Origin of the sequence: Undibacterium sp. 5I2 (genome assembly GCF_035019605.1) — a bacterium.
In the GTDB taxonomy this organism is placed as follows: domain Bacteria; phylum Pseudomonadota; class Gammaproteobacteria; order Burkholderiales; family Burkholderiaceae_D; genus Undibacterium.
The window spans coordinates 1-24063 of record NZ_JASJVS010000046.1 but is presented as its reverse complement, the minus strand read 5'-3'; the positions used below and the strand labels follow the sequence as shown (position 1 = coordinate 24063).

Sequence of the window (24063 nt, the reverse complement as noted above, 5' to 3'; positions counted from 1 at the left end):
ATGGCTGCACTCAGAGTGGCAAGACCATGTCGCGCGCAAGCTGAGTTTGGCGCTCGCGGAACGCCAATAATTTTTCCGCCAAGGCAGCGTCGCCCACGGCCAGCATCGCCACCGCTGCCAGCGCTGCATTGGCGGCACCGGCTTCACCGATGGCAAAGGTGGCGACCGGTATGCCCTTAGGCATCTGCAAAATCGACAGCAGCGAATCTTCACCGCGCAAATATTTCGACGGTACCGGCACACCCAATACCGGCACGATGGTTTTCGCCGCGATCATGCCGGGTAAATGCGCCGCCCCGCCGGCCCCGGCGATGATGGCACACAGGCCGCGCGCGCGCGCGCTTTCGGCATAGCGAAACATGTCATCGGGCATACGGTGAGCCGATACCACGCTGGCTTCAAAACCAACGCCGAATTCTTTGAGCACAGCTACCGCATGCTGCATCACATCCCAATCGGATGAAGAGCCCATCACGATACCGACCACGATTTTATTGGCAGAAGTTGTCATCATCAATCCTTGAGGCTTTCGCCGGTCAGACGTTCCAGTGCTTCGCGGTATTTGGCCGCCGTTTTGGCAATCACCTCGGGCGGCAAAGCCGGTGCCGGTGCGGTTTTGTTCCAGCTGGTGATGGTTTCGAGGTAATCGCGCACGAATTGTTTATCGAACGATGGTGGTGAAATACCGGTGGCATACGAATCGGCTGGCCAAAAACGTGAAGAATCGGCAGTCAGCACTTCATCCATCAAATACAACACGCCATCGGCATCGAGGCCGAATTCAAACTTGGTATCGGCAATGATGATGCCGCGGGTGGCCGCATACTCGGCCGCCGCACTGTAGAGCGCGATGCTGATGCTGCGCATTTGGGCGGCGAGTTCGACACCGATGCGGTTTTCCATATCGGCAAAGCTGATATTTTCATCATGCGCACCCATTTCAGCTTTGGCCGCTGGCGTGAAAATCGGTTCAGGCAATTTGGCGGCCTGCGGCAAGCCGGCAGGCAGCATGATGCCGCATACGGCACCAGTTTCTTGGTAATCTTTCCAACCAGAACCGATCAGATAGCCGCGCACCACGGCTTCCACCATAATCGGTTGCAAACGCTTGGCCACTACCGCACGACCATGTACCAACTCGACTTCATCCGGCGCAACCACGCTCTCCGGCGCGATGCCAGTCAAGTGGTTCGGAATGATATGGCCGAGCTTAGCAAACCAGAAATTCGCCATCTGATTCAAGACCCGGCCTTTTTCAGGAATCGGTTCAGACATGATGACATCAAAGGCAGACAAACGATCACTGGTAACGATGAGCAATTTATCGTCGCCGACAGCGTAGTTGTCGCGCACTTTGCCACGGCCCAGCAATGGCAAGGAATGAAGAGTTGGTTTGGTTTGGGTAGTCATGGAGGGGTCTTCAATACTTTTATTACAAAATAACAAAATAGGGATACGCACTGCGCATTACTGCCAGCGGCTTGCGCGGCTGGCAGTAATCGGATTACTTGACGATTTGCGACAAGGCACCGCTTCTATACTGCGCGGCGATGCTCTCGAGTGACATCGGCTTGATTTTTGCCGCTTGCCCTTCGCAACCGAAGGCCAGATAACGCGCTTTAACCACCAGCTTTGCCGCTTCACGCGCCGGCTTGAGGTAATCACGCGGGTCAAACTTGCCCGGATTTTCGATCAGGTAACGACGAATCGCACCAGTCATGGCCAAACGAATATCGGTATCGATATTGATCTTGCGTACGCCATGGGCGATGCCGATCACAATTTCTTCTACCGGCACGCCATAAGTTTCTTTCATGTCGCCGCCGAACTGGCGTATTTCTTCCAGCAATTCTTGCGGTACCGATGAAGAACCATGCATCACCAAATGGGTATTTGGAATACGGGCATGAATTTCTTTGATACGGTCGATCGCCAGAATATCGCCGGTAGGCTTGCGCGAAAACTTGTACGCGCCATGCGAAGTACCGATGGCGATGGCCAAGGCATCACACTGAGTACGCATGACGAAATCGGCAGCTTGCTGCACATCGGTGAGCAATTGTTCACGCGTCATTTTGCCATCGGCGCCATGACCATCTTCTTTATCGCCCATCATGGTTTCGAGCGAGCCGAGCACACCGAGTTCGGCTTCCACTGTCACCCCAATCGAGTGCGAAAACTTGACTACTTCGCGCGAGACTTCGACGTTGTATTCATAGCTGGCGACGCTTTTACCGTCTTCCATCAAGGAACCATCCATCATCACCGAAGTGAAGCCAGATTTGATCGCGGCCATGCAGACTGCCGGCGACTGGCCGTGATCTTGATGCATCACCACCGGAATATGCGGATAGGCTTCTACCGCCGCTTCGATCAGGTGACGCAAAAAGGCTTCGCCAGCATACTTGCGTGCACCAGCCGAAGCTTGCATGATCACCGGCGCGCCGACTTCATTGGCCGCTTCCATGATGGCGGTAACCTGTTCGAGGTTGTTGACGTTAAACGCAGGCAAACCATAGCCATTTTCAGCGGCGTGGTCCAACAGTTGACGCATCGATACGAGAGGCATAATAAACTCCAGAAGTACTATTAAAAATCAGTGGTCGCCAATTTTGACGATTTTCATTGCATTCGTTCCGCCGACCTGGCCCATAGGCTCACCCCAAGTGACGACGATGGTATCGCCATGCACCACGATGCCATTTTCGAGCAACACCGTTTCGGCTGCCTTGAGCACTGCTTCGCGATCGCTGGAATACGGCAAATTGAAGGTGCGGACATTCCGGTATAAGGCCGCCTTACGTTGCGTAGCAACGCTAGGTGTGAGCGCAAACAGCGGCACATTGATGCTGTGACGGCTCATCCACAAGGCGGTTGAACCCGATTCAGTCAAGGCGACAATCGCTTTCACGCCGAGATGATGCGCGGTAAACAGCGCACCGTAGGCGATCGACTGATCGATGCGAGTGAAAGTCAGATTCAGGAAATCCGCATCGAGCTTGTATTCTTGGAATTTTTCTGCTTCCAGACAGATCGCCGACATCGCTTCGACCGTTTCGATCGGATACTTGCCCGAGGCGGTTTCGGCCGAGGTCATCACGGCATCGGTGCCATCGAGTACGGCATTGGCGACATCCGAGACTTCAGCACGGGTCGGCACGGCATTGACGATCATCGATTCCATCATCTGCGTCGCCGTGATGGCGAGCTTGTTGGAAGCGCGGGCCATTTTGATCATGCGTTTTTGCAGCGCCGGTACGGCCGCATTGCCGACTTCGACCGCCAAATCACCGCGTGCGACCATGATGCCGTCGGATGCGTCGAGAATTTCTTGCAGCAGCGGAATCGCTTCGGCACGTTCGATTTTGGCGATCATCATCGGCTTATGTCCGTACGGCTCGCCGGCGATATTCGACAGTTGCCGCGCCATTTCCATGTCGGTAGCATTTTTTGGAAACGATACCGCGACATAATCGGCTTGGAATGACATCGCTGTTTTGATATCTTCCATATCTTTGGCAGTCAAAGCCGGCGCAGTCAAGCCGCCGCCTTGGCGATTGATGCCCTTGTTATTCGACAGTTCGCCACCGATTTTAACAATGGTATGAATTTCATTGCCGATGATTTTATCCACCACCAAGACGATCAAACCATCATTGAGCAACAACACATCGGCCGGCCGCACATCGCGCGGCAAGGCTTTGTAATCGAGGCCGACGCGTTCTTGTGTACCGAGCATGCAATCGGCATCGAGGATGAATTTGTCACCGTTTTCAATCTGGATACGATTATTTTCAAATTTACCGATACGAATTTTCGGGCCCTGCAAATCGGCCATGATGGCGATCTCGCGACCGCATTCGGCGGCTGCTTGACGAACCATGCTGGCGCGATCGATGTGATCCTGTGCCTTACCATGTGAAAAATTCAGCCGTACGACATTCACGCCGGCGCTAATCATGCGTTTAAGTGTAGCAACGTCGTTCGAAGCGGGGCCTATGGTTGCGACTATTTTGGTGGCACGTAACATCTGGTCTCCTGAAATTCTCTTAGGCTGACGTCATCGGTGATGACGTCAAGCGGGACTGCGTGGCGAGCCCGACGCGCACTAGCCGGCACGACGGGCATGGTGTGATTTACTGTGCGCGCTGCTGTAAAATTTCAACGGCAGGTAAGGTTTTGCCTTCCAAAAATTCGAGGAAAGCACCGCCGCCGGTCGAAATATAATCGACGCGATCAGCAATTTCGTATTTAGCAATCGCAGCCAGCGTGTCACCACCGCCGGCGATAGAAAAGCCGTTTGAATCGGCCACCGCCAGCGCCAGCACCTTGGTGCCATTGCCGAACTGATCGAATTCAAACACGCCGACCGGACCATTCCACACAATGGTGCCGGCTTGTTTGATTTGCGCAGCCAACAGCGCGGCCGTAACCGGGCCGATATCGAGAATCATGTCGTCATCATTGACATCGGCGACTTGTTTGACGGTCGCCAGCGCGGTCGGCGAAAACTCCGTCGCGCACACCACATCGGTAGGAATTGGTACCGAAGCACCGCGCGCGGCCATCAGCGCCATAATCGCGCGCGCTTCTTCGACCAAGTCTGGTTCGGCCAGTGATTTACCGATCTTCAAACCGGCTGCCAGCATAAAAGTATTGGCAATACCACCGCCGACGATCAGTTGATCCACTTTATCGGCCAGCGATTTGAGTATGGTCAGCTTGCTCGATACTTTCGAGCCGGCCACGATGGCGGTCAAGGGACGTGCCGGCTGGCCGAGTGCCTTGCCAAGCGCATCCAACTCTGCCGACAACAAAGGGCCGGCGCACACCAAGGGCGCAAATTTGGCGATGCCATGCGTACTGGCTTCGGCGCGGTGCGCGGTGCCAAAGGCATCATTGACATACACATCACACAAGGCGGCCATTTTCTGTGCCAACACATCATCATTCTTTTTTTCACCGCGATTGACGCGGCAATTTTCCAGCAATACCACTTGACCAACTGCCACTTCCACACCATCGATCCAGTTTTGCTTAAGAGCTACAGGCATATCGAGTAATTCGGCTAAGCGCGCGGCAACCGGGGCCAAGCTGTCGGCCGGCTTGAATTCGCCTTCGACCGGGCGACCGAGATGCGAGCTCACCATCACTGCCGCACCGGCTGCCAGCGCCTGGCGAATCGCCGGCACGGAGGCGCGAATGCGCGTATCTTCGGTAATATTGCCCTGTTCATCCTGTGGCACGTTGAGATCGGCGCGAATGAAAACGCGTTTACCGAAAAGCTGATTACCTGCGATGAGGTCACTGAGTCGATTGAATTGCATCGTGATATTAAATTGGCAAGATTAATAGGAAAAGCGGCCCGTGACCGAGCACCATCACCCTGCAAGAGCAGGCAGTGCCGAGTCGAGAAGGCGAGAAATTGAGTCAACGTTACGCTATTTTACCAAAGCCCCAGCCTGCCCTGCAGCGTTTTGCAGTCTATTTAGCGCCCAGGCATGAAAAACCGGGCAATTCACCACAGCAAACGCAAGGCCGTATAGACGGCCATGCCGAGGACAATCGTCTGCAGCATGTTTTTACGCAACATAAAAAACAGCGTCGCGGCTATACCGGCGAGCAATTTCGGGTGCGGCGCACTGAAATCGACGCCACTATGATCCGACAAGAGCTCAGGAATGATGAGGGCAGCCAAGGCGCAGGCCGGCGCATAGCGCAAAGCTTGCTGCAAGCGCGCCGGCAAATTAATCCTATGGCCGACCAACCAGAACCCACTGCGGGCAATGAAAGTTGCCAATACCAAAAGAAAAATCACCCACCAGATATTGATAGTGTTCATGCTTGCACCTCCGATTGTGGCCAGTAAGCATCACAGCACATCGCCGCCGCCATGCCGATTAATACTGCCAACAACAAACCCAATTTATACGGCAAGGCCAGCGCCAACAGCGCGATCACACCGGCCACCGCCACGCCGACCAAGGCGGCGCGATTGATAATCAAGGGCAGCATGATGCAAAGCATCGCCAAGGTCCCGGCAAAACCCAAGCCCCAACTGGCCGGCACCTGTGCACCGAGCACGATGCCGATGATGGAACCGATCTGCCAAGCGGCCCAATTCGGATAGATCAAGCCCTTCAGATAGCCGAGCTTACCGGTGAAGTTGCCGAGTTCAGGAAAACGTTGCAAGAACAGGCCGACCGACACGTCACCACTGAGGAAACCGAGCCAAGTGCGGCTGCGCCATGGTAAGTTGGCGAAATGCGGTGCCAAAATGGCGGAAAAAATCACGAAGCGCAAATTCACCACCAAGGCGGTGGCAAAAATCACCAAAGCCGGCGCATGTGCCGCGATCAGCGGCAAGGCCGCCAATTGCGCCGAGCCGGCAAATACCGTCAGCGTCATTACCAGCGCCTGCGTCAGACTCAGGCCAGCCTTGATCATGGCCACACCGACGACCAAGCCCCAAGCGCCGACGCCGAACCAGGTCGGGGCGCTGATGCGCCAAGCCGCGCGGGTAGCGGCGTGTTCAGTCTCAAATGTCATGATGTTAAAGTAAGCAGCAAAGCCGCCCATTTTAACGTTCGCAGCGGCCTTGGTGACAATAAATTCACCGCTGTCCGCGCTCGACGTGCGTACAATCGCTTGGCAGCGGCTGCAATCGCTGACAGCAAAGCGCGACAATCCGTTAAAATTGCGTTTGTCACTTAGTTAAACGCAGCCCCCACTATATCGGAGTCATGATGTCCACCCCTACCTCCCACGCCGCCAGCACCGGCAACGTCGTCGAATTAGCCGCCAAAGATTTGCCCGCCTATTGCCCGAATCCGGCCATGCCGCTGTGGTCTTCCCATCCGCGCGTGTATCTCGACCTCTCGCACGGTGGCCATGCCGCCTGCGCTTACTGTGGCACCGAATACAAACTCGCGCCCGGTACCGTTCTCAAAGCGCATTAAGTCGCCATGATCATGCGCGCTAAAAAGCAACTCAACGGCAGTGCCGACGAAGTCGAAACTGCCTTTTACGATGCGCTCAGCCGCGCTGATCTGGAAGCCCTCATGCTGCTGTGGGCCGATGATGAGGAAATCGTCTGCATTCACCCCGGTGCCGCCAGGCTGATTGGTCACGCCGCGATCCGCGCTTCATGGGAGGCGATCCTGGCGCACGGCAGCGTACATATCGTCGCCAGAAAAGTCCACGTGGTCGCCAATATGCTGACGGCCGTGCACAGCATCATCGAGCAACTCGAACATGCAGTCAATGACCGCGCCGAGGTGCATATCGTCGCCACCAATGTGTATATCAAAACACCGCTCGGTTGGCGCATCACCATGCATCATGCTTCCGGAGCGGTCGGTCAGGCGCCGGCGGAACACAGCCGTAGCGCTGTGCTGCACTGAGCCGGGCCGACGATGAATTATGTTTCGCCACGCTGGCTGCCAGGTGGGCACTTACAAACCATTTACCCGGCGCTGGGTATAGCGCCGCCAACGCCAAGCTTGCGGCGCGAGCGCTGGGACACTCCCGACCACGATTTCATCGATGTCGATTTTCTCGATGGCCAGCCCGGCCAGCCACTGGTGGTACTGTTTCACGGCCTCGAAGGTTCAAGCGCCAGCCATTATGCGCGCGCCTGCATGGCGGCGCTGCAGGCACGCGGTTGGTACGGTGCGGTACCGCATTTCCGCGGCTGCTCGGGCGAACTCAATCGTGCGCCGCGCTTTTATCATTCCGGCGACGCCACCGAAATCGACTGGATCGTGCGTCGTCTGCAGGCACAACATCGCGCCGCCCATCCACACGCGGCGCTACTGCTGGCCGGGGTTTCCCTCGGTGGCAATGCCTTACTGCGCTGGTTAGGCGAATCGCAACACGCGGCTTGCATCGCCACGGCTGCCTGTGCGATCTCGGCGCCACTCGATCTGGCACGTGGCGGTGCGGCGCTGTCCAGCGGTTTCAACCGCATTTACACGCGCATGTTCCTCAACACCTTAAAACCGAAATGCCTGCAAAAGCTGGAACAATTTCCCGGCTTATTTTCACGCGCGCGCATGCTCGCGGCCAGTAATTTGTATGAGTTCGATAATGTCGTCACTGCGCCGCTGCATGGCTACCGCGATACCGATGATTACTGGCTGCGTGCCAGCGCCTGCCACATCCTCGAGCAAATTCGGCTGCCCACCTTGGTGCTCAATGCGCAAAACGATCCTTTCTTACCCGGCCGTTACTTACCACAAACCGCAGCCCCCTGCGTGCAGCTTGAGTACCCGCAGCACGGCGGACATGTCGGCTTCGCCGCCGGCAGTTGGCCCGGCAATCTGGCTTGGCTACCCGCTAAAATGCTGCATTTTTTTGATCAGGTCTTGTAATGGATAAACTCGTTCTGGCGGCCATCGCCAAATGGCCCGATGTACCGCACTGTCACGGCTGGCTCGGCCTCGACGCGCGCGGCCAGTGGCGCATGCGCGATCAGCGCTGCCAAGACCTGAATCTGCCCGGTGACATCATTCGCCACAGCGGTCTCTTGCAATTCATCATACGCAATTACCTGCATGACGAGCACGGTGCCTGGTATTTTCAAAATGGCCCGCAGCGCGTCTACGTCGATCTGGCCGCCACCCCCTATATCGCCCGCACCGGCGCGGCCGGCTTGACGCTGCACACCGGCGCGAGCATGCCCGCGCCGCAGCAGGCATGGATCACTGCCGAAGGCCAGATCCTGCTGCACAGCGGCGAGATTCTCGCGCTCATTGATGACCGCGATTTGGCCGAGGTGATGGCATGGATACGAATAGATGCTCAGGCGGTCGATGATGAGACGTTGTTGGCGTGGCTGGCCGGTACAGTCAGTGCGAACGCCGAACTACAAATCGGCAGCGCGCGCCTGCCCTTGAAACTAGCGAGCCTGTCAGCGTGCATGCAAGAGTGCGGATTTATTGCGCAGCCGCAGCCGTGACCGGCGAACCGTCGGTCGCGCTGAGCGCATCGACTGCTTGCAAGGTTTTTCTGAAGTGTGCAATTTTTTCTTCCTCCACCGATAAAAACCGCGTACTGCTGACATCATAAAAGTGGGGCGCGATTTTTTTACAAATCTCGTGGTCTTCCTCGAATACCTGGCGATTCACTTTGGCCGATGAATCAAAAAAATGTGCCATGGCGGCCGGTGGATACGACTTTTTCAAACAAGCCTTGAGCAAGCGGCTGTAAAAAAAGGTTTTATTCTCTTGCTCGGACGGGAAAAAATTTTGCAGCGAATACGAATAGCCGTAAGTCGAGGTCAGCATGGTAAACGGGAACAAATAAATGCTCATGTAACCTTCATGCTGTTCGCTGATATCAAACATGCGTTTGATCGAACGTAATTTCTTATCGGCACTGGCATCGGTAATTTTAAAATACGCCAGAGAATTGATGCCATGGTAAACGTTGGCAGTTTCTTCCAGCGCCAAGCGGCCCAGAGTGTGCGGATGCACGAAGGGAATATGCAATGAATCCTGGGCATTTTCTATCGCCAACTTCCAATTGCACTGATACGGATAGGCATTGAAATCTGCCGCGCCATCGATACACATGGAAATCGAGGCGAGCTGCATGAACACCTCGCCGAGTTGGGTATCGAGATCGCTACGTGGCGCAAAGGCAGCAAATAAAAAATCACCACACCATTCGGTTCGAAGGGTATTGAGATGGGCGCCATCAAGCTCGCCGGCCGCAAATTTCTCGCGGCACGGAATATGTAATTGCCCTTGGCTATAGCTCCAACCATGATACGAGCAACTGAGCCGTCCACGCCCTTGCTGCTCAGTAAAAAACCGCGTGCCGCGATGCGGACACAAATTATCAAACACCAGCAAATCGCCATGGTCATTGAAAATACACAGCTCTTCATTGAGCCAGTTCAGTTTGATGAACTGGCCCTGTTCCGGCAGCTCGCTACGATGGCACAGCAAATGCCAGAATTCACGTTGCAAACGTCGATCGCTGATCATAAAGTCCTCGCCGGCATGGTGTAGACCGTACTGTGCTCGCGCACCCGGCGCACCACGGTAGCGCCGGCACCAATTTTAGCAAAATCGCCGACTACCACCGAGGGCAGCACACTGGCATGCGAACCGACGAACACGCCGCGACCGATCTGCACATGACCAGTCAAATCGACGTGGGCACAAATCGTACTGCCAGCACCGACCTGCACATCATGACCGACACTGGAATGACAATTGAGCAGCACGAAGTCGCCCAATGTGGCATCGGCTGAAATGAAACAGAACGGATGCACCACCACGCCTTTACCCAACTTGGCCGTGGCGGCCAGCACCGCGTTCGGATGCACCACGCTGAGAAACTGTGCGCCCTTTTCTTCCAATTCAGCCGCAATGCGTAACTTGGCCGCTGGATCGGCAATCGCCAATAACAAATACACCTCAGCAGCAGGCTGATAGTCACGGATCGTACCCAATACCGGATACGGGCAGGCGGTACGTAAACTGACCATCGGCAGCATGGTGTCGTCGATGAAACCGACGATATGCAATTGGCCGGCATCGATCTGCGGCTGCAGGAAACCAAGGATTTCGCGGGCCAAACCACCGGCCCCGACTACCACAATATTTTTTTGCTCTGTCATTGTCTCATCGCGCCATGTAACCGCCATCAACCAGCCAACTGGCACCCGTGACCCAGCGCGCACCATCGGAAAACAGAAAGCCTGCAACTTGCGCAATATCGGCTGCGGCACCAAAACCAAGTAAGTGCTTGTCATGGTATTCCTGCACCGAAGCCTCACTCAGCGACTGCGTCAAACGCGCATGCATTTCCGTAGCCACCGCGCCGGCGACAATGCTGTTGACGCGAATACCACGAGGCGCAAACTCCACCGCCAGTGCCCGCGTCATGCCATCGACCGCCGCCTTGGCGGCGGCATACACACTCATGCCGAACTGGCCGCGCTGGCCAGCTACCGAGGACATCAACACCATGGCACCAGCATCGACCATTACGCCGCGCAAAGAAGCGGCGCGCGCCAAGGCCAGCGCACTTCTGGCGCTGGAGGCGAAAACTTCATCGAAATTTTTCGCTTTGCTTAACTTTACCGGACGCACGGCACTCACCCCGGCTGCGTGAAAAATCCCGTGCAAGGCACCACTCTGAGTCAATTGCTGCAAACACTCGACGATGGCATCATCGCCGTTGAGATCGAGCACTTGCGCGACATGCCCCGCGCCCTCGAGTTGCTGCATGCTTTCCTGCAGACGCGCGGCATCGCGGCCGACCGCAATGATTTGCGCACCGCACTGCGACAATAACACCGCCGTGGCGCGGCCGATACCAGACGAGGCCCCGGTCACCAGAATTCGCCGTCCAGCCAAACAATCTTTTTGGAAAATCATGATTTTACATTTCTGCTTTTTAAATTTCTATCAGCGCATTGACTTGCATACTGCCCAAGTTCAGCAAGGCCGCCGCCCAAGAATAGCCGACACCAAAACCAATCATGGCCACTTGCCCATCCCAGCGACAGGCGGTAGCCGCATCGGTGATGAGCAGTGGGATAGAGGCGCAGGAAGTATTCCCGTAGCGCTCCATATTGAGTGGTGCTTTGAGCGGATCGAGTTTGAGTTTTTTAATAATATGCCGGAGCATGAAACTATTAGCCTGATGAAAAGCAAACAGATCCACCGCCTCCTTGCTGACGCCGGCAAACGCCAGCAACTGCGTGACTAAGGGTGCGACATGGCTAAGCGTAAAGTTAAATACTTCGGCGCCATCCATATACAAGCAGCGCGGGTCGGCCGCGGCCAAGCGCGCATCGTCATCGAGGTAAGCGCGGGCACCGCCCTGAGGAATGATTAAATTCCGCGCGCCGGCACCATCGCTGCCAAGGACAAAATGGCTCATCGGTGCGGCGGCATCGAATTCCAGCGCCGTCGCCGAACCGGCGTCGCCGAACAATAAAGCCGTGGCACGATCGGCTGGATTGACAATCTTGCTGATGGTATCGCCCACCAACAGCAAGACCCGACGCAGAGCTACACCATCGAGTAATTTACCGGCCAACCACAAGCCATAGACGTAGCCGGAACAACCAAGATTGACATCAAAGGCGGCGCACGATGGACGCAGTCCCAATTGATGCTGCAATTGACAGGCACTGGCAGGCAGCCGGTAGTCGGGCGTTTGCGAAATAAAGATCACCGCATCGACACTCTGACGTTCCCAGCCCAGTTCGTCGAGCAGCGTGTTGGCTGCGGCCTGACACAAGTCGGCCGCGGTTTGCTGCGAGTTGGTGTGACGACGCGACTGCACGCCGGTCATTTTAGCGATATCGGCCACCGCCGCGGCACCGAATTGCGGCTCGAAGGCGGCATTACTGATGCACAGAGCAGGGACGGCACTGACCATGCCGCGTATCGCCATCTGTGCGATTGCCGTATTCATACCGGCCGCTGACATCGCGCCGCTCATGCTCAAGACTTCCCGGCCGCTTCGACCAAAAGCAAAATATCAGACAATTTTTCGCACTTCGCCAAGGCCTGACCATCGAGCATGACATTGTAGACATCATCCACCAAGGCCATGCACGACACCACTGCCAAGGAATCCCAAGCATAGCTTGCGAGCTCGAGTGCCGGGTTGACTTGTGCGACATCGATCTCCAAGATCTCCGCCATTCCTTCAAAAAATTCTTGCATGGTATTTCCTCTGTTCGCTATGTCAGCGGTAAATCGGGTAGAACAATTAATCAAGCTGCGCGCTCAAAACATCGTCACGATGCCGGCACCCCACGAGTAGCCCACCCCAAAGCCAACCAACAGCAGCACCTCGCCGGACTGCAGCTGGCCCTTGTCTTTGGCGCGTTTCAGCGCAATCGGTATCGACGAAGAGACGGTATTGCCGACACTGTCGAATTCAATTATAAACTTCTCGCGCGGTATCTTGATCTTCTTTCGCAAGGCTTCAAGAATAAAACCGTTCGCTTGATGAAACACCACATGATCGATCTGATCCAGCGTTTTCCCAGCTTTCTGTAATACCTGCGCCACCACCTTGGGCACGGCACTGAGCGTGAAGCTGAGAATTTCCGGACCATCCATAAACAATTGTTCGGCACTGCGCACATTGCCAGAACTGTCGCTGTAAGGCGCGGCCGTGGCGGCCGAACGCGGCGTGCGCGCGGCCCCGGCAGGTACCATCAAATTACTCGCACCACTGCCATCGGTACCGAGCACAAAAGGGCCGGACGGCGGCAGTGCTGAGGCCAGCGTCGGCTCGGCCACAATCAGCGTCGCTGCCGCGGCGTCGCCGAACAGCACCCGGACACTGCGATCGAGCGGATGAATCAGTTTGCTGTAGGTATCACCCGTCAACAGCAAGACGCGGCGCGCCTCACCGGAAACAATCAGCGCTCTGGCTAACGACAATCCGTAGACAAAGCCGGAGCAGCCCAGATTGATATCGAGCGCAGCGCAAGCCGAGTTCAATTGCAAGCGTTGATGAATCACGCAAGCGCTGGTCGGCAGCAGATAATCAGGCGTCTGGGTGCAAAACAATAAAAAATCGATTTGCTCTCGCTGCGCCGGATCGGCCGAAAACAATTTTTCCGCCGCGGCGACGGCCAGATCAAGCGCCGTCTCCTCCGCAGCGGCCAGGTGTCGTTGCACAATGCCGGTTTTATCAAAAATTTTTTCCGCCGACCATTCCGGAAAAGTATCTGCCAGCACCTCGTTGCTGAGCACGGCAGCAGGCAAATGGTATTCTATGGCTGAAATTTTTGCGGACATCAACATGTCGTTTGGCCTCATGCTCATTGGCGAGTAATCACCTTGATGATACGGTCCATTGCAGCAGGTTCCAGATCGGGGTAAATCGGCAGGCACAACACTTGTTGTGAAGCGCGCGTCGATACCGGCAGATTGGCCGCAGCCGCTGAGGGCAACTGCGCATACATCGCAAATTCTGAAATCAAGGGGTGAAAATAGCGGCGCGGATGAATATTCTCGCGCTTGAGTGCTTCATATAAGGCGTCGCGGCTGAGCGGATAATCATCCCCCACCAAAATGGGAAAATACGAATAATTCGCGCTGGTCAGGGCACTGCAGGGCAAACAAGCTATCCCCTTGACCTCGGCCAGTCTGACCCGATAAATCGCATCGATACTGCCACGCGCAGCAATCGCTTGATCAACATACTTGAGTTGCAACAGACCGAGTGCGGCATTGAATTCGCTCATCTTGCCATTGATGCCGGCGGCGGCGATGCTGACTTCGTCGAGAAAGCCGAAATTTTTGAGATGATCAATATGCGTTTTGCTTGCTTGGTCCGGACAAATAATCGCCCCGCCTTCAAAGGTGTTGAATACCTTGGTCGCATGAAAGCTCAGGATCGATAAATCGCCATGCCTGAGCACGCTGCCGCCCTCATCACGCACCGAAAACGCATGCGCCGCATCGTAAATGACTTTGAGCCCATGACGCGCCGCGATCGCGCGAATCGCCTCGACATCACAAGCCTGGCCATAGCAATGCACCGGCATGATCGCCGTGGTGCGCGCAGTAATGGCCGCTTCGATGCGCGCCGGATCGAGATTGAGGGTATGCGGATCAATATCGACGAACACCGGCTCGACACCATTCCAAAGCAAAGAATGAGAAGTCGCCACGAATGAATACGGCGTGGTGATCACTTCTCCTTTGATATTCAAAGCTTGCAGCGCCGTCACCAAGGCCAGCGTGGCATTGGTGAATAAAGAAATATATTTTACCCCGAGGTAGGCGCATAAAGCGCTCTCAAGTTCCTGGTGATAAGGGCCGCCATTGGTCAGTACTCGGCTGTGCCAGATTTTTTCCAAATAAGGCAGCAACTCTTCCAGCGGCGGCAGCACCGGCCGCGTCACATAAATCGGTTCAGGACCGAGCTCGGCGCTCATGCTGCGTCTGCCAATAAAGTGAAGCTACCATCGCGCCGGACCACTTCAAATGAAGCCGTCGGGGTCTGCGCGCACCAGCGCTGCCATGCCACCCGTAAAGCATGGTCAAAGGCCCCGGCAACGAGCTCAGGATCAGACACGGCCGCGCCGAAAAAGCGCGCGCGTAAATTGGCACGAATCTCAGCCAATTGCGTGATATCAGCGGCAATCGCCTGACCTTTCGCTAAGAACGTCGCCTCATCGTTGGCCGCAAACAGCTCGGCCAAACCGACATGTGAAAGATTGGCGATACCCTGACGCGTGCTCGGATGTGCGCCGACCAAGGTCAGTGTCGGTACACCCATGCACAGCGCATTATTGGTGGTGGTGCCGCCCGTGTAGGGGAAGGTATCGAGACAAACATCGATATCATGGTGCTGTTCCAAATACGTCGTCAGGTTACTGCGTTTGAGGAAACACAGGCGTTCGCCACCGATTCCTTCCTCGGCAAACCAAGCCAGCAATTTTTCATTTTCATACTGATCCGAGGCCGGCATCGCCCCCATGACCATATTTGAGTCCGGAACCAGTAGCAATAATTTCGCCCACAAACGAATCACCTCACGGCTGATTTTATCGATGCGATTGAAACTGCCGAACGTAATGTAACCATTACTCAAGGCTGGCAAAGTATTGACCGCCGGGCCTTGCTTTAAAAATTGAAAGGTCGTGGTGGCGGGTAAGCGAATGATTTTTTCGACGAATTGTTTTTCCGCCTCAACGGGCGGCAAAAAGTAAGCATCACCGACGAAGTAATCGATGCTTTGCATACCGGTAGAACCCGGATACCCGACCCAGCTCAATTGTACCGGTGCCGGTTTGCGAGCGAAGGTCAAGAGACGATTGCGCGCGGTATGGCCAGACAAGTCGATCAGAATATCGATTTTATCGGCGCGGATTTTTTTCGCCAGATGCTCATCCGTGACGGTGCCGATACGGTTCCAATGGCGCGCATACGAACGCATGCGTTTGCTGATCCCGTCTTCGACCACAGAATTATCGTAAATATGCACGACCACACTGGAATGCTTTGCCAGATAATGAAAAATCGGTTCGATGAAAGAAACCACGGCATGATTAATCAAATCCGCGGACACAAAACCGATGTGCAAAATACGCTCAGGATCTCGGCTGTTAGCGTGCGGCTTTTGTTGCGGCAACAAGGGCGATTCAAATTGCAAACCAAAGGTCTGATGTTCGGCAAAAATTTCTTGCGCATTCATTCGTTCACTATGCAGCAAGGTGAACAGGTAATTGCTGTAGGCGATATTGAATGTCGGGCTCAGTTCCACGGCTTTCTTGTAACTGTCGATCGCCTCTTCCAACAAGCCGATATCTTTCAAACTCAAAGCCATATTATTGTAAGCGGCATAAAATTCCGGGGCCAATTCTATCGCTCGGCGATGGCAGACTATCGACTCGGCAAACCGGCCCTGCTTATATAAAGCCATGCCAAGATTACTGTGCGACGGTGCCAACAAAGGCTGCGCCTGGATGGCGTCGCGATAGGTTTGAATGGCATCATCCAAACTACCATGCACGGCCAGCGAATTGGCCATATTATTCATCGCCTCGGCAAATTCGGGCTTGAGCTTGAGGGCCTTGCGAAAAGCCAGAATTGCCACATCATAGAACTGCATTTCATGCAATTCCTGACCGACGACATTGAGCTGTTCCGCGTCATCATGATTGAATTGAACTGCCGACTGGTAATGCTGTTTGGCCTGCTCGCTGTGACCTTGCTCGCGCAAGATCGAACCCAAGCAGATATGCGCTGCCGAATAGCCTGGATCGATCTGTATCGCTTGTGCAAACGCTTCTTGCGCCTGCTCTGGCAAAGTCAGACCCAACAAAGCGAGGCCTAAATTATGATAGGTCTGTGGCTGATCAGGACGCACGCTCAGCGCCAAGCGAAACTGTGCTACCGCCGCCTCATATTGTTCAGCATCGTTATATACATTACCGCACGCGATATAGGCATCGGCAAAATCGGCTTTCAAAGCGATCGCTTGTCGGTACGGTATCAAAGCTTCGGTAGCGCGGCCAGACTTGTAGAGCGCATTGCCACTGTTAAAAAACGCCGAGGCCGAACTCGGATTGAGTTCTATCGCCCGCGCATAGGCCGCCAAGGCCTCGTCGTAACCCGACAGCTTGAGTAAGCCATTCCCCAGATTCAAATGGGCACGTGCGAATGCGGGACTATGCTCGACGGCGGCGGTATAGTAGGTCAATGCCTGCGCCAATTCGCCGCGGTCTTCGGCATCATTACCCTGCTCGATCAGGCTGATTGCCTGCGCCTCTGCCGTCAATACGACGGGCGCAAGAGCTGCCACCGGTACAGCTGGCGGCGCTTTTTTTCCGGCAAACAAACGTTCAAATATACCCATCAGTTTTCCCATGTATTAGAACGGCGCTCAGCACCTTGTTGAGGCAGCAGCATGCTGCCGTCATCATTTTAAATTATGCATCAACCACCGGGTCAGTTCGTCAGCGTGCAAACGATCATGCCCAGCTTCCAACAAACGCCATTTGAAAACATTCCCCAGTTGGGCTTTCTTATACACATTGAGTTTTTCACTGGCCTTGAATTGGACCACCTGTTGCAGTACCTTGCCCAGCAACTCACGTTGCTTTTTCTCGACAAATTTACTGCTCTTGGCCTGCGCATCGACTTTCGAGCGTTCCAAATAAAAATCCGCCAAGCTGATGCCGAATTGTTTTGCTTTTGTTGCGTTTAACCAACTAAATACCATATCCCTGACTCCTGATGAGCGCTGTTAACTGTAGCGTTGTCGCTGCTATTTACGTTTTTTTTCTTCTGCCAATTCTTCTTTATGCTGCTCTTTCCATTCGCGTTCGCGCGCATCGATCACCGCCAACTCATAATACTGCGCATCGCTTTGACGGCGCGCCAGATCGAGCTGTAGCAAGGCCAAGCTCCAATTGGCCTCGAGCGCATGGGCTTCGGCCAGAGCAAGATGCTGCGCCGCCAGCTTATTCTGTGCCGCATACACTTTAGCCAAACCACGCTGCAGGCGCGCCTCGCTGCGATACATACTGAGCTGATCGCGCAAAAACGCGCCAGCTTCCTCGTAACGCTTAGCCAACAGCAACGCATCGGCATATTGATACACGATATCGCGCGCCAACGGCAAGTCACGCATGGCTTTGGCCGCGGCATCGACGGCCGCATCATAGTGCTGCTCGCTTATCAAGATGTCAATTGATAAATACGCCAGCGCACTGCTGAGCGTCAAAATATACTGCTGCTGTGGGGCTTGCTGAATACGTTCTTGGCTTTGTTCCAGCAATTTATGTGCCGAGACGTAATTTTTTTGTTTAAATGCAACAAATGCCAAGCCATAGTTGGCGGCAATTTGATCTTCTGCCAAGCGCGATTTCAACTGCGCCTCAAAAAATGCCTTGGCATCCCTCAAGCCTTGTACGCTCGCGTCCTGCAGCACACGCACGCGCGCCTTCATCAAAAAAAATTCCAAACCATCGGCGCGCTGGCGATAGCGTTGATCGAGCATGCGCGCCTGAATATCGGCGATCCGCTCACTGGTCAGCGGATGGCTGCGCAAATACGCCGGCGCATTATCGGTGTAATTACGCATCGATGCCTGCAAACGGCCAAAAAATGTCACCATCCCAGCGGTATCAAACCCGGCATCGCGCAAAATTTGGAAGCCGATGCGATCGGCTTCGCGTTCGGCATCACGACTGAAGTTCAACTGATGCTGAATCGCCAAGCCCTGACCACCAGCGGCAACCGCGATCGCCGCATCGGGATTAGTGCGCGCGGCCAGTACGGCCAAGGCCAAGGCGGCCAGTGGAATCAAGGAATCGAATTTTTGACTGCTCAGCATGCGCGCGATATGCCGCTGCGCGACGTGGCCGATTTCATGCCCCATGACAGAAGCCAGTTCCGACTCCGATTGCGCGGCTAAAATCAAGGCCGTATGCATGCCGATGAAGCCACCCGGAAAGGCAAAGGCATTCAATACCGGATCACGCACGGCAAAAAATTCGAATTCAATATTATTTTCACCGCGGGCATCGGGGCGTGCCGCCAGCAATACATTACCGAGCCGATTCAAGTATTCCGATACGGGGCCGTCATCAATATAGTCGGGATCACGCCGAACGGCATTCATAATTTGCTCACCAAGACGACGCTCCATCAGCGGCGACAAATCTTCGCGCGAGCTGTCGCCCAAGGTAGGTAAATTTTGTCCGCCCGTCGAAATTGGCAGCAGCACGGCAGCCGCGCCACAAGACCAAACCAAGGTGAGACAACGCGCGGCGGCGACGCTGCGTGGCAGCAGTCGAGACAACAGAGGAGTGAACAAGCGAGAGAAACAGCGGTTTTTCAATTTCATAATGCTATGATGCCCGATTACGGCGGAATATCCCGAATTTTTCGAATAAACAGAGTAGGACACCATGAGTAGCGAGCCAGCCCCAAGCCCACAACTGAGCCACTTCGACCAAACTGGTCAAGCCCATATGGTCGATGTCGCCGAAAAGCCCGACAGCCATCGGATTGCCCGCGCCGCCGGACGCATACGCATGCTGCCGGCGACCTTGGAAATCATCAGCGCTGGCAATGCCAAAAAAGGCGACGTGCTCGGCATCGCCCGCATCGCCGCCATCATGGCAGCCAAACGCACCAGCGACCTGATTCCCTTGTGTCATCCGCTGGCACTGACACGCGTCACGGTGGAATTTACGGTAGACGTCGACAACGCGGCCATCGATTGCCAGGCCCAAGTTGAAACCGTCGGCAAGACCGGGGTGGAAATGGAAGCGCTGACTGCCGTCCAGATCGGCTTGTTGACCATCTACGACATGTGCAAAGCGGTCGACCGCGGCATGGTCATGAGCGATATCCGGGTAGTCGAAAAACAAGGTGGCAAATCGGGCCACTGGGTCAGTTTGATCGACTGAGTCGTAGCCTGGGCCCGGCCCTCAGGGTGCGCTGCGTAGTGGCATGCCATGTAACACCACGGCATAGCGGGTATCAACCCGCGCCTGCGCGCGCCAATAATCAAAATATTCAGGATAGGCATCCGGATGCAGCCGCTGCAAGGTTTGCATCATGCGCAACGCGGCCTGCGGCTGCCCATTCAAGACATACACCTCGGCTAATTTATTGAGGATGTGGACAAAGCCGAAACGCGGTGTCCAATACTCAAAATAAGCGATATCGGCCGCCGCCATGTCGGCATGCAGCGGCATTTGCATCAACTTGAAGTAAGCAAAATATTGTGGAAACAGGGTATACCGCGGTGCCACCAACGCCGGGTTGCTGATGCCAGCCGGGCTGGCATCCCAGCGCAAGACGCGAAACCCAGCGACCACGCGTTGGTAATCCCAGCATACGCCAACCAAGACCAAGCAGGCCAAGGCCACCGCAGCATGCACCCAGCAAGTTGCTACGCGTCGGCCACGACTGGGCCAGCGGCGCTGATGCAGCATGCCCATCAGCAGCGCCACCGGAATCAGCACGTAGGCGTACCACAGCGGAAATTCCACCATGCTGTGTACCAGCGCCGCGACCAGACACATCAGGGCCATGCGCGCGCCCGCCGACAGCGGCGCAGAGAAACAGGTTTGACGCAACCAATAGACCAAGGCCGCGCAGAGCAGTGCCGCCGCCGGCCAGCCGAGTTCGGCCGCCAGATTCAAAATCAGATTATGCGCATGTTCGGCATACGTACCCGTCATCAGGTCGGCCGCAACTTTGACTTGTTCGGTGCCGAAACCGAACCAGCCGGCCCCAAGCCAGGGATGGGCCGCCGCGATGTGCCAAGCCTGTCCCCACAAACTCAGTCGCTCCGAGCGCCCTCCTATGTGTTCGGTCACCGAGCCACCGGCTAAACCGGCGAGCTGATTGATTAGCGGCAAGAGCGTCACCAACAGTCCATAGAACAAACACAAGGCTGCCAAAGTCAGAACGGAACAGCGCCGCTGCCCGGCGACAGGCCGCCACAAACAGGCGGCGAAGGCTGGCACGATGATCCAGCCTATGCGCGACTGCGTGAGCACCAAACCACTCAAAAGCAGCAAGACCAGCGCCACTGCGGCACGCCGCCCGACACGCGCTTGCTCAAACAAAAATGCCAGCCCAGCCAAGGCAAAACACAATAACAAGGCCAGTTGATTCGGTTGTGCCACATTGGCATACGGGCGCAGATTGATCTGACTCGAATGCGCCATGCTCATCACCCACGGTGCCGCCGTCACGCCCAGCATTTGCGTATATTGCATACACACCGAGATACTGCCGGCCAGCAGAAATACCGGCGCCAGTAACAGGCACACCGCTTGCTCGTGCTCGACTGTCAGTTGAGCACCGACACACAAGGCCACTGCGCAGAGCAACAGATACATCAGCGGTAAGACGATATCGGCCGCGATCGGTATCAAACCCAGCGCGTATTGCAACAGAATGAGCGCCATCACGGCCAACGGTGCCAGCGCAACGCCGGGCAAGCGCAGTCGCGGCGTCGCTACGCGCATCAAGCCTGCCAAGCACAATAAAAGCCCGATCACGGCGGCGGCATCGTGATAAAACACCCGCAATGGGTGGATATGATACGGCAGCAGAAACGCGACCATCAAAGCCAAGCCACAAGCGAGCAAAGGCCAGTACAAGGCCGAGCGCTTGAGACTAAGCGCGGGGGCAAGAGGAGGACAACTCAACATAGGAAATTAAAAACCATCTTTCTCAACATAGGCCAAGGGCATGGCGCTGTCGGCGTCAAGCAGGACGGTCCAACTGCCATCTTTGGCGACGATGGGCAAATATACCAACTGTGCTGACGCCCGACCGCTGGCGGTAATGGCGCGCGCGATTTCAGCGCGCGAATCGGGATACTTTTGGTACAAGCTGCTCAAGGGCTTGGCGGCCGCCAGCACTGCCGTTTTGCTGGCAGCATAGCTTTGCCAAAACAGCGGCCGCGCACTGCTGTCTCGCCCCGCCAAAGCCTGGGCAAAGACATCAAATTTTTCTGCATTACTGGCCGCACGCAGACCGACAAAACGCGGACCATTCAAAGGCAAAGCTTGAAATGGCGCTAAAGCTTGCGCTAACTCCGCCTCAGCCACATCGACTGCCGCCACGGTTTTAAATTGCAAGCCATCGAAGGCTACCACCACCGGCCGCGCCAAATACACCGACACCAAGCCATACGCCAAACCAGCACATTGTATTAACAGTATCAACAATATATCGCGCCGCAGTTGGCGTTGCGGCTTGCGAATATCGTAGATCACCAGCGTCAGCAAAGGGCCAAGCACGATGTCGACACTGGCGACCAAGGCGAGCAAATGCAGCCCGCCTGAGATCTGGCTGAAGGGCCACGGATACCAGACCAACAGTATGATCGTGGCGACGCTGCCGATAAGCAATGCGGAAAGTAAAAGATGGTAAAAGGCAGCAAAAAAGCGGTTATTTGGCTTTTTCATGAGCGCAAACGATCAAAAAATGGCGATGCGACAATTATAGCGATAAACCCGTCGAACTTGCTCAGGCACTGTACCGAAAGCCAACGCAACAGCAAAAAAAACCCCGACCTTGCCGGCGGGGTTTTCATCCAACAGCGACGCTCAAATTAATGACGGCATTCCGAAGGAACGAAACGGTAGTTCGCTGCTGCTGCGGTAGTACAAGCCCAAGTCACTGGGCCGCCAGTTGAATATCGTGGCGTCAAGGACAAGCTCACACCGTTAGCTTTCGTAGTACCGACACCTGTCAGTACACCAGTTGCATCAACGCAAGTAATCGACGACGTATTGACTGTCGCCGTTGTCACACCGAGAACACCACTGCAAGTACCGGCACCGGAACCATTGTTGTTGGACAAGTTTTCCACGATAGTCGGCTTAAAGCCTTCCATCAAACCCAATACCTCAGCAATGCGGGCGCGGACGGTGTAATCTTGGTAGGCAGGCAAAGCAACCGCGGCCAAGATACCGATAATCGCGACAACGATCATCAATTCAATCAGCGTGAAGCCTTGCTGTAGTTTTTTCATCCTATTCATCGCTAACTCACTTTGGTTTGAAACCCCGTCCTGTGGGGCGGTGTGGAGCTTGAATACCCTGAGTTGAAGCCGGGGGAATTCAAACCTGATGAGGGAATAGGGAATACCAACCCCTTCCATAGCTTTTCAACATCGACAGGCCGGGCACTGTGCTGAAAGCAAGCACAGTCGAATAAAAAAACCCCGCCATTGCGGGGGGGGCTTCATCAAACAGTGACGCTCAAATTAATGACGGCATTCCGAAGGAACGAAACGGAAATTCGCTGCTGCTGTAGTACAAGCCCAAGTGACTGGCGCACCAGCCGAGTATGATGGAGTCAGCGACAACGACACATTGTTAGCTTTCGATGTACCGACACCTGTCAGAACGCCTGTTGTATCAACACAAGTAACTGAGGAAGTATTGACTGTCGCTGTTGTCACACCAGAAATACCAGTACAAGTACCAGCGCCCGAACCATTGTTGTTAGACAAGTTTTCAACGACCGTAGGCTTGAAGCCTTCCATCAAGCCCAACACCTCAGCAACGCGGGCGCGCACTGTGTAATCTTGGTACGCAGGCAAAGCAACCGCAGCCAAGATACCGATAATTGCAACAACAATCATCAATTCGATCAGGGTGAAGCCTTGCTGTACTTTTTTCATCATATTCATCGATTTCATTTGAACTCTCCGGAAGGTAAACAATAAATGGGCAAACCACATATGCTTAGAAGCAAACAACATGCCATCTAGAAACAAGGCTGTTTTGCCCGTTTGCACGCAATCAAGGCGATTCACCGTCCGAAAAATTAACAATATGCGTCAACGCAATGACAATTTTCGTCAGCCGCCCGCGTCCGAAATAGCCGCGGCCGAGAAAAATGTAGTTCTTTTGAACAACTTAATGGATCGTCGCAAGCGACGATGGAAAAGACTCTGGAAGGGGTTTGCATTCCCTTCCATCGCGTCGCTCCTTCGTCGCTCTCCGGCCAAAAGAGGCTGTCGCAAAAGGGTAGTGAGTCGGTATCATTACCCTGACTGGTGGCCACGTCATTCCTGCGC

Annotated in this window: 26 protein-coding genes; 5 read left to right on the top strand and 21 right to left on the bottom strand. The window is 55.0% G+C overall.

What is annotated here, in order from left to right; genetic code table 11:
- Positions 1-10: 10 nt before the first annotated feature.
- The 7 genes from purE to QN359_RS14875 all read right to left on the bottom strand — a co-directional run bounded on the left by purE (position 11) and on the right by QN359_RS14875 (position 6549).
- Positions 11-511 carry a 5-(carboxyamino)imidazole ribonucleotide mutase gene (purE, locus tag QN359_RS14905; RefSeq protein ID WP_323493318.1) on the bottom strand — a complete coding sequence of 167 codons (501 nt, stop codon included), beginning with the start codon at positions 509-511 and terminating at the stop codon, positions 11-13.
- Positions 512-513: 2 nt separating this feature from the next.
- Complete coding sequence (locus QN359_RS14900; RefSeq protein WP_322249486.1) at positions 514-1410, bottom strand: phosphoribosylaminoimidazolesuccinocarboxamide synthase; 897 nt, start codon at positions 1408-1410, stop codon at positions 514-516.
- Positions 1411-1504: 94 nt separating this feature from the next.
- Complete coding sequence (fba, locus tag QN359_RS14895) at positions 1505-2569, bottom strand: class II fructose-bisphosphate aldolase (protein WP_322249487.1); 1065 nt, start codon at positions 2567-2569, stop codon at positions 1505-1507.
- Between the two features lie 27 nt (positions 2570-2596).
- Positions 2597-4030 carry a pyruvate kinase gene (gene pyk, locus QN359_RS14890; protein ID WP_322249488.1) on the bottom strand — a complete coding sequence of 478 codons (1434 nt, stop codon included), beginning with the start codon at positions 4028-4030 and terminating at the stop codon, positions 2597-2599.
- 106 nt (positions 4031-4136) lie between these two features.
- Positions 4137-5327 carry a phosphoglycerate kinase gene (locus QN359_RS14885; RefSeq protein WP_322249489.1) on the bottom strand — a complete coding sequence of 397 codons (1191 nt, stop codon included), beginning with the start codon at positions 5325-5327 and terminating at the stop codon, positions 4137-4139.
- Between the two features lie 191 nt (positions 5328-5518).
- Positions 5519-5842: an AzlD domain-containing protein gene (locus QN359_RS14880; RefSeq protein ID WP_322249490.1), complete on the bottom strand. Its 324-nt coding sequence runs from the start codon at positions 5840-5842 to the stop codon at positions 5519-5521.
- Positions 5839-6549 carry an AzlC family ABC transporter permease gene (locus QN359_RS14875; RefSeq protein ID WP_322249491.1) on the bottom strand — a complete coding sequence of 237 codons (711 nt, stop codon included), beginning with the start codon at positions 6547-6549 and terminating at the stop codon, positions 5839-5841. Before QN359_RS14875 ends, QN359_RS14880 begins: the two co-directional genes overlap by 4 nt.
- A gap of 194 nt (positions 6550-6743) precedes the next feature.
- Between QN359_RS14875 and QN359_RS14870 the strand changes: the two genes are divergently transcribed.
- Genes QN359_RS14870 through QN359_RS14855 form a run of 4 tightly spaced genes read left to right on the top strand, consistent with a single transcriptional unit; the run spans position 6744 to position 8959 of the window.
- The gene (locus QN359_RS14870) at positions 6744-6959 is read left to right on the top strand and encodes a zinc-finger domain-containing protein (protein ID WP_323503130.1); all 216 of its coding nucleotides are present in this window, start codon (positions 6744-6746) and stop codon (positions 6957-6959) included.
- A 12-nt stretch (positions 6960-6971) separates the two neighbouring features.
- Entirely contained in the window at positions 6972-7403 is a 432-nt protein-coding gene (locus tag QN359_RS14865; RefSeq protein WP_322251023.1) for a YybH family protein, read from the top strand.
- Between the two features lie 12 nt (positions 7404-7415).
- Complete coding sequence (locus tag QN359_RS14860) at positions 7416-8372, top strand: YheT family hydrolase (RefSeq protein ID WP_322249493.1); 957 nt, start codon at positions 7416-7418, stop codon at positions 8370-8372.
- Positions 8372-8959 carry a DUF2946 family protein gene (locus tag QN359_RS14855; RefSeq protein ID WP_322249494.1) on the top strand — a complete coding sequence of 196 codons (588 nt, stop codon included), beginning with the start codon at positions 8372-8374 and terminating at the stop codon, positions 8957-8959. The genes QN359_RS14860 and QN359_RS14855 overlap by 1 nt, the downstream gene beginning before the upstream one ends.
- On the opposite strand, the gene QN359_RS14850 is transcribed toward QN359_RS14855, so the two are convergent.
- The 10 genes from QN359_RS14850 to QN359_RS14805 form a co-directional block, all read right to left on the bottom strand.
- Positions 8937-9992 (bottom strand): aromatic ring-hydroxylating oxygenase subunit alpha, encoded by a 1056-nt coding sequence (locus QN359_RS14850; RefSeq protein ID WP_322249495.1) that lies wholly within the window; start codon positions 9990-9992, stop codon positions 8937-8939. The genes QN359_RS14855 and QN359_RS14850 overlap by 23 nt on opposite strands.
- Positions 9989-10630, bottom strand: coding sequence for an acetyltransferase (locus QN359_RS14845; protein ID WP_322249496.1), 642 nt, complete (start codon positions 10628-10630; stop codon positions 9989-9991). The genes QN359_RS14850 and QN359_RS14845 overlap by 4 nt, the downstream gene beginning before the upstream one ends.
- 4 nt (positions 10631-10634) lie before the next feature.
- The gene (locus QN359_RS14840; RefSeq protein ID WP_322249497.1) at positions 10635-11393 is read right to left on the bottom strand and encodes an SDR family oxidoreductase; all 759 of its coding nucleotides are present in this window, start codon (positions 11391-11393) and stop codon (positions 10635-10637) included.
- A 19-nt stretch (positions 11394-11412) separates the two neighbouring features.
- Positions 11413-12441, bottom strand: a complete 1029-nt coding sequence (locus QN359_RS14835; protein WP_322249498.1) for a ketoacyl-ACP synthase III — start codon at positions 12439-12441, stop codon at positions 11413-11415.
- A gap of 29 nt (positions 12442-12470) precedes the next feature.
- Complete coding sequence (locus QN359_RS14830; RefSeq protein ID WP_322249499.1) at positions 12471-12695, bottom strand: phosphopantetheine-binding protein; 225 nt, start codon at positions 12693-12695, stop codon at positions 12471-12473.
- Between the two features lie 63 nt (positions 12696-12758).
- Entirely contained in the window at positions 12759-13790 is a 1032-nt protein-coding gene (locus tag QN359_RS14825) for a ketoacyl-ACP synthase III (protein ID WP_322249500.1), read from the bottom strand.
- A 17-nt stretch (positions 13791-13807) separates the two neighbouring features.
- Positions 13808-14929, bottom strand: a complete 1122-nt coding sequence (locus QN359_RS14820; protein ID WP_322249501.1) for a DegT/DnrJ/EryC1/StrS family aminotransferase — start codon at positions 14927-14929, stop codon at positions 13808-13810.
- On the bottom strand, positions 14926-17355 hold the full coding sequence (locus QN359_RS14815) for a tetratricopeptide repeat protein (protein WP_322249502.1): 2430 nt from the start codon (positions 17353-17355) through the stop codon (positions 14926-14928). The genes QN359_RS14820 and QN359_RS14815 overlap by 4 nt, the downstream gene beginning before the upstream one ends.
- A 63-nt stretch (positions 17356-17418) precedes the next feature.
- A complete protein-coding gene (locus QN359_RS14810) occupies positions 17419-17721 on the bottom strand; it encodes a hypothetical protein (RefSeq protein WP_322249503.1) in 303 nt (100 codons plus the stop codon).
- 45 nt (positions 17722-17766) lie between these two features.
- Positions 17767-19350, bottom strand: coding sequence for a M48 family metallopeptidase (locus QN359_RS14805; RefSeq protein ID WP_322249504.1), 1584 nt, complete (start codon positions 19348-19350; stop codon positions 17767-17769).
- A gap of 64 nt (positions 19351-19414) precedes the next feature.
- Here QN359_RS14805 and moaC point away from each other — a divergent pair, with 64 nt between their 5' ends.
- Positions 19415-19918: a cyclic pyranopterin monophosphate synthase MoaC gene (gene moaC / locus QN359_RS14800; protein ID WP_322249505.1), complete on the top strand. Its 504-nt coding sequence runs from the start codon at positions 19415-19417 to the stop codon at positions 19916-19918.
- A gap of 21 nt (positions 19919-19939) precedes the next feature.
- Here the strand turns inward: moaC and QN359_RS14795 are convergent, their stop codons facing one another.
- The 4 genes from QN359_RS14795 to QN359_RS14780 form a co-directional block, all read right to left on the bottom strand.
- Complete coding sequence (locus QN359_RS14795; protein WP_323493315.1) at positions 19940-21679, bottom strand: PglL family O-oligosaccharyltransferase; 1740 nt, start codon at positions 21677-21679, stop codon at positions 19940-19942.
- Positions 21680-21685: 6 nt separating this feature from the next.
- Positions 21686-22441 carry a TfpX/TfpZ family type IV pilin accessory protein gene (gene tfpZ, locus QN359_RS14790; protein ID WP_322249507.1) on the bottom strand — a complete coding sequence of 252 codons (756 nt, stop codon included), beginning with the start codon at positions 22439-22441 and terminating at the stop codon, positions 21686-21688.
- A 146-nt stretch (positions 22442-22587) separates the two neighbouring features.
- Complete coding sequence (locus QN359_RS14785; protein WP_416200208.1) at positions 22588-23019, bottom strand: pilin; 432 nt, start codon at positions 23017-23019, stop codon at positions 22588-22590.
- A gap of 225 nt (positions 23020-23244) precedes the next feature.
- Positions 23245-23682 (bottom strand): pilin, encoded by a 438-nt coding sequence (locus tag QN359_RS14780; protein ID WP_322249508.1) that lies wholly within the window; start codon positions 23680-23682, stop codon positions 23245-23247.
- Positions 23683-24063 lie beyond the last annotated feature (381 nt).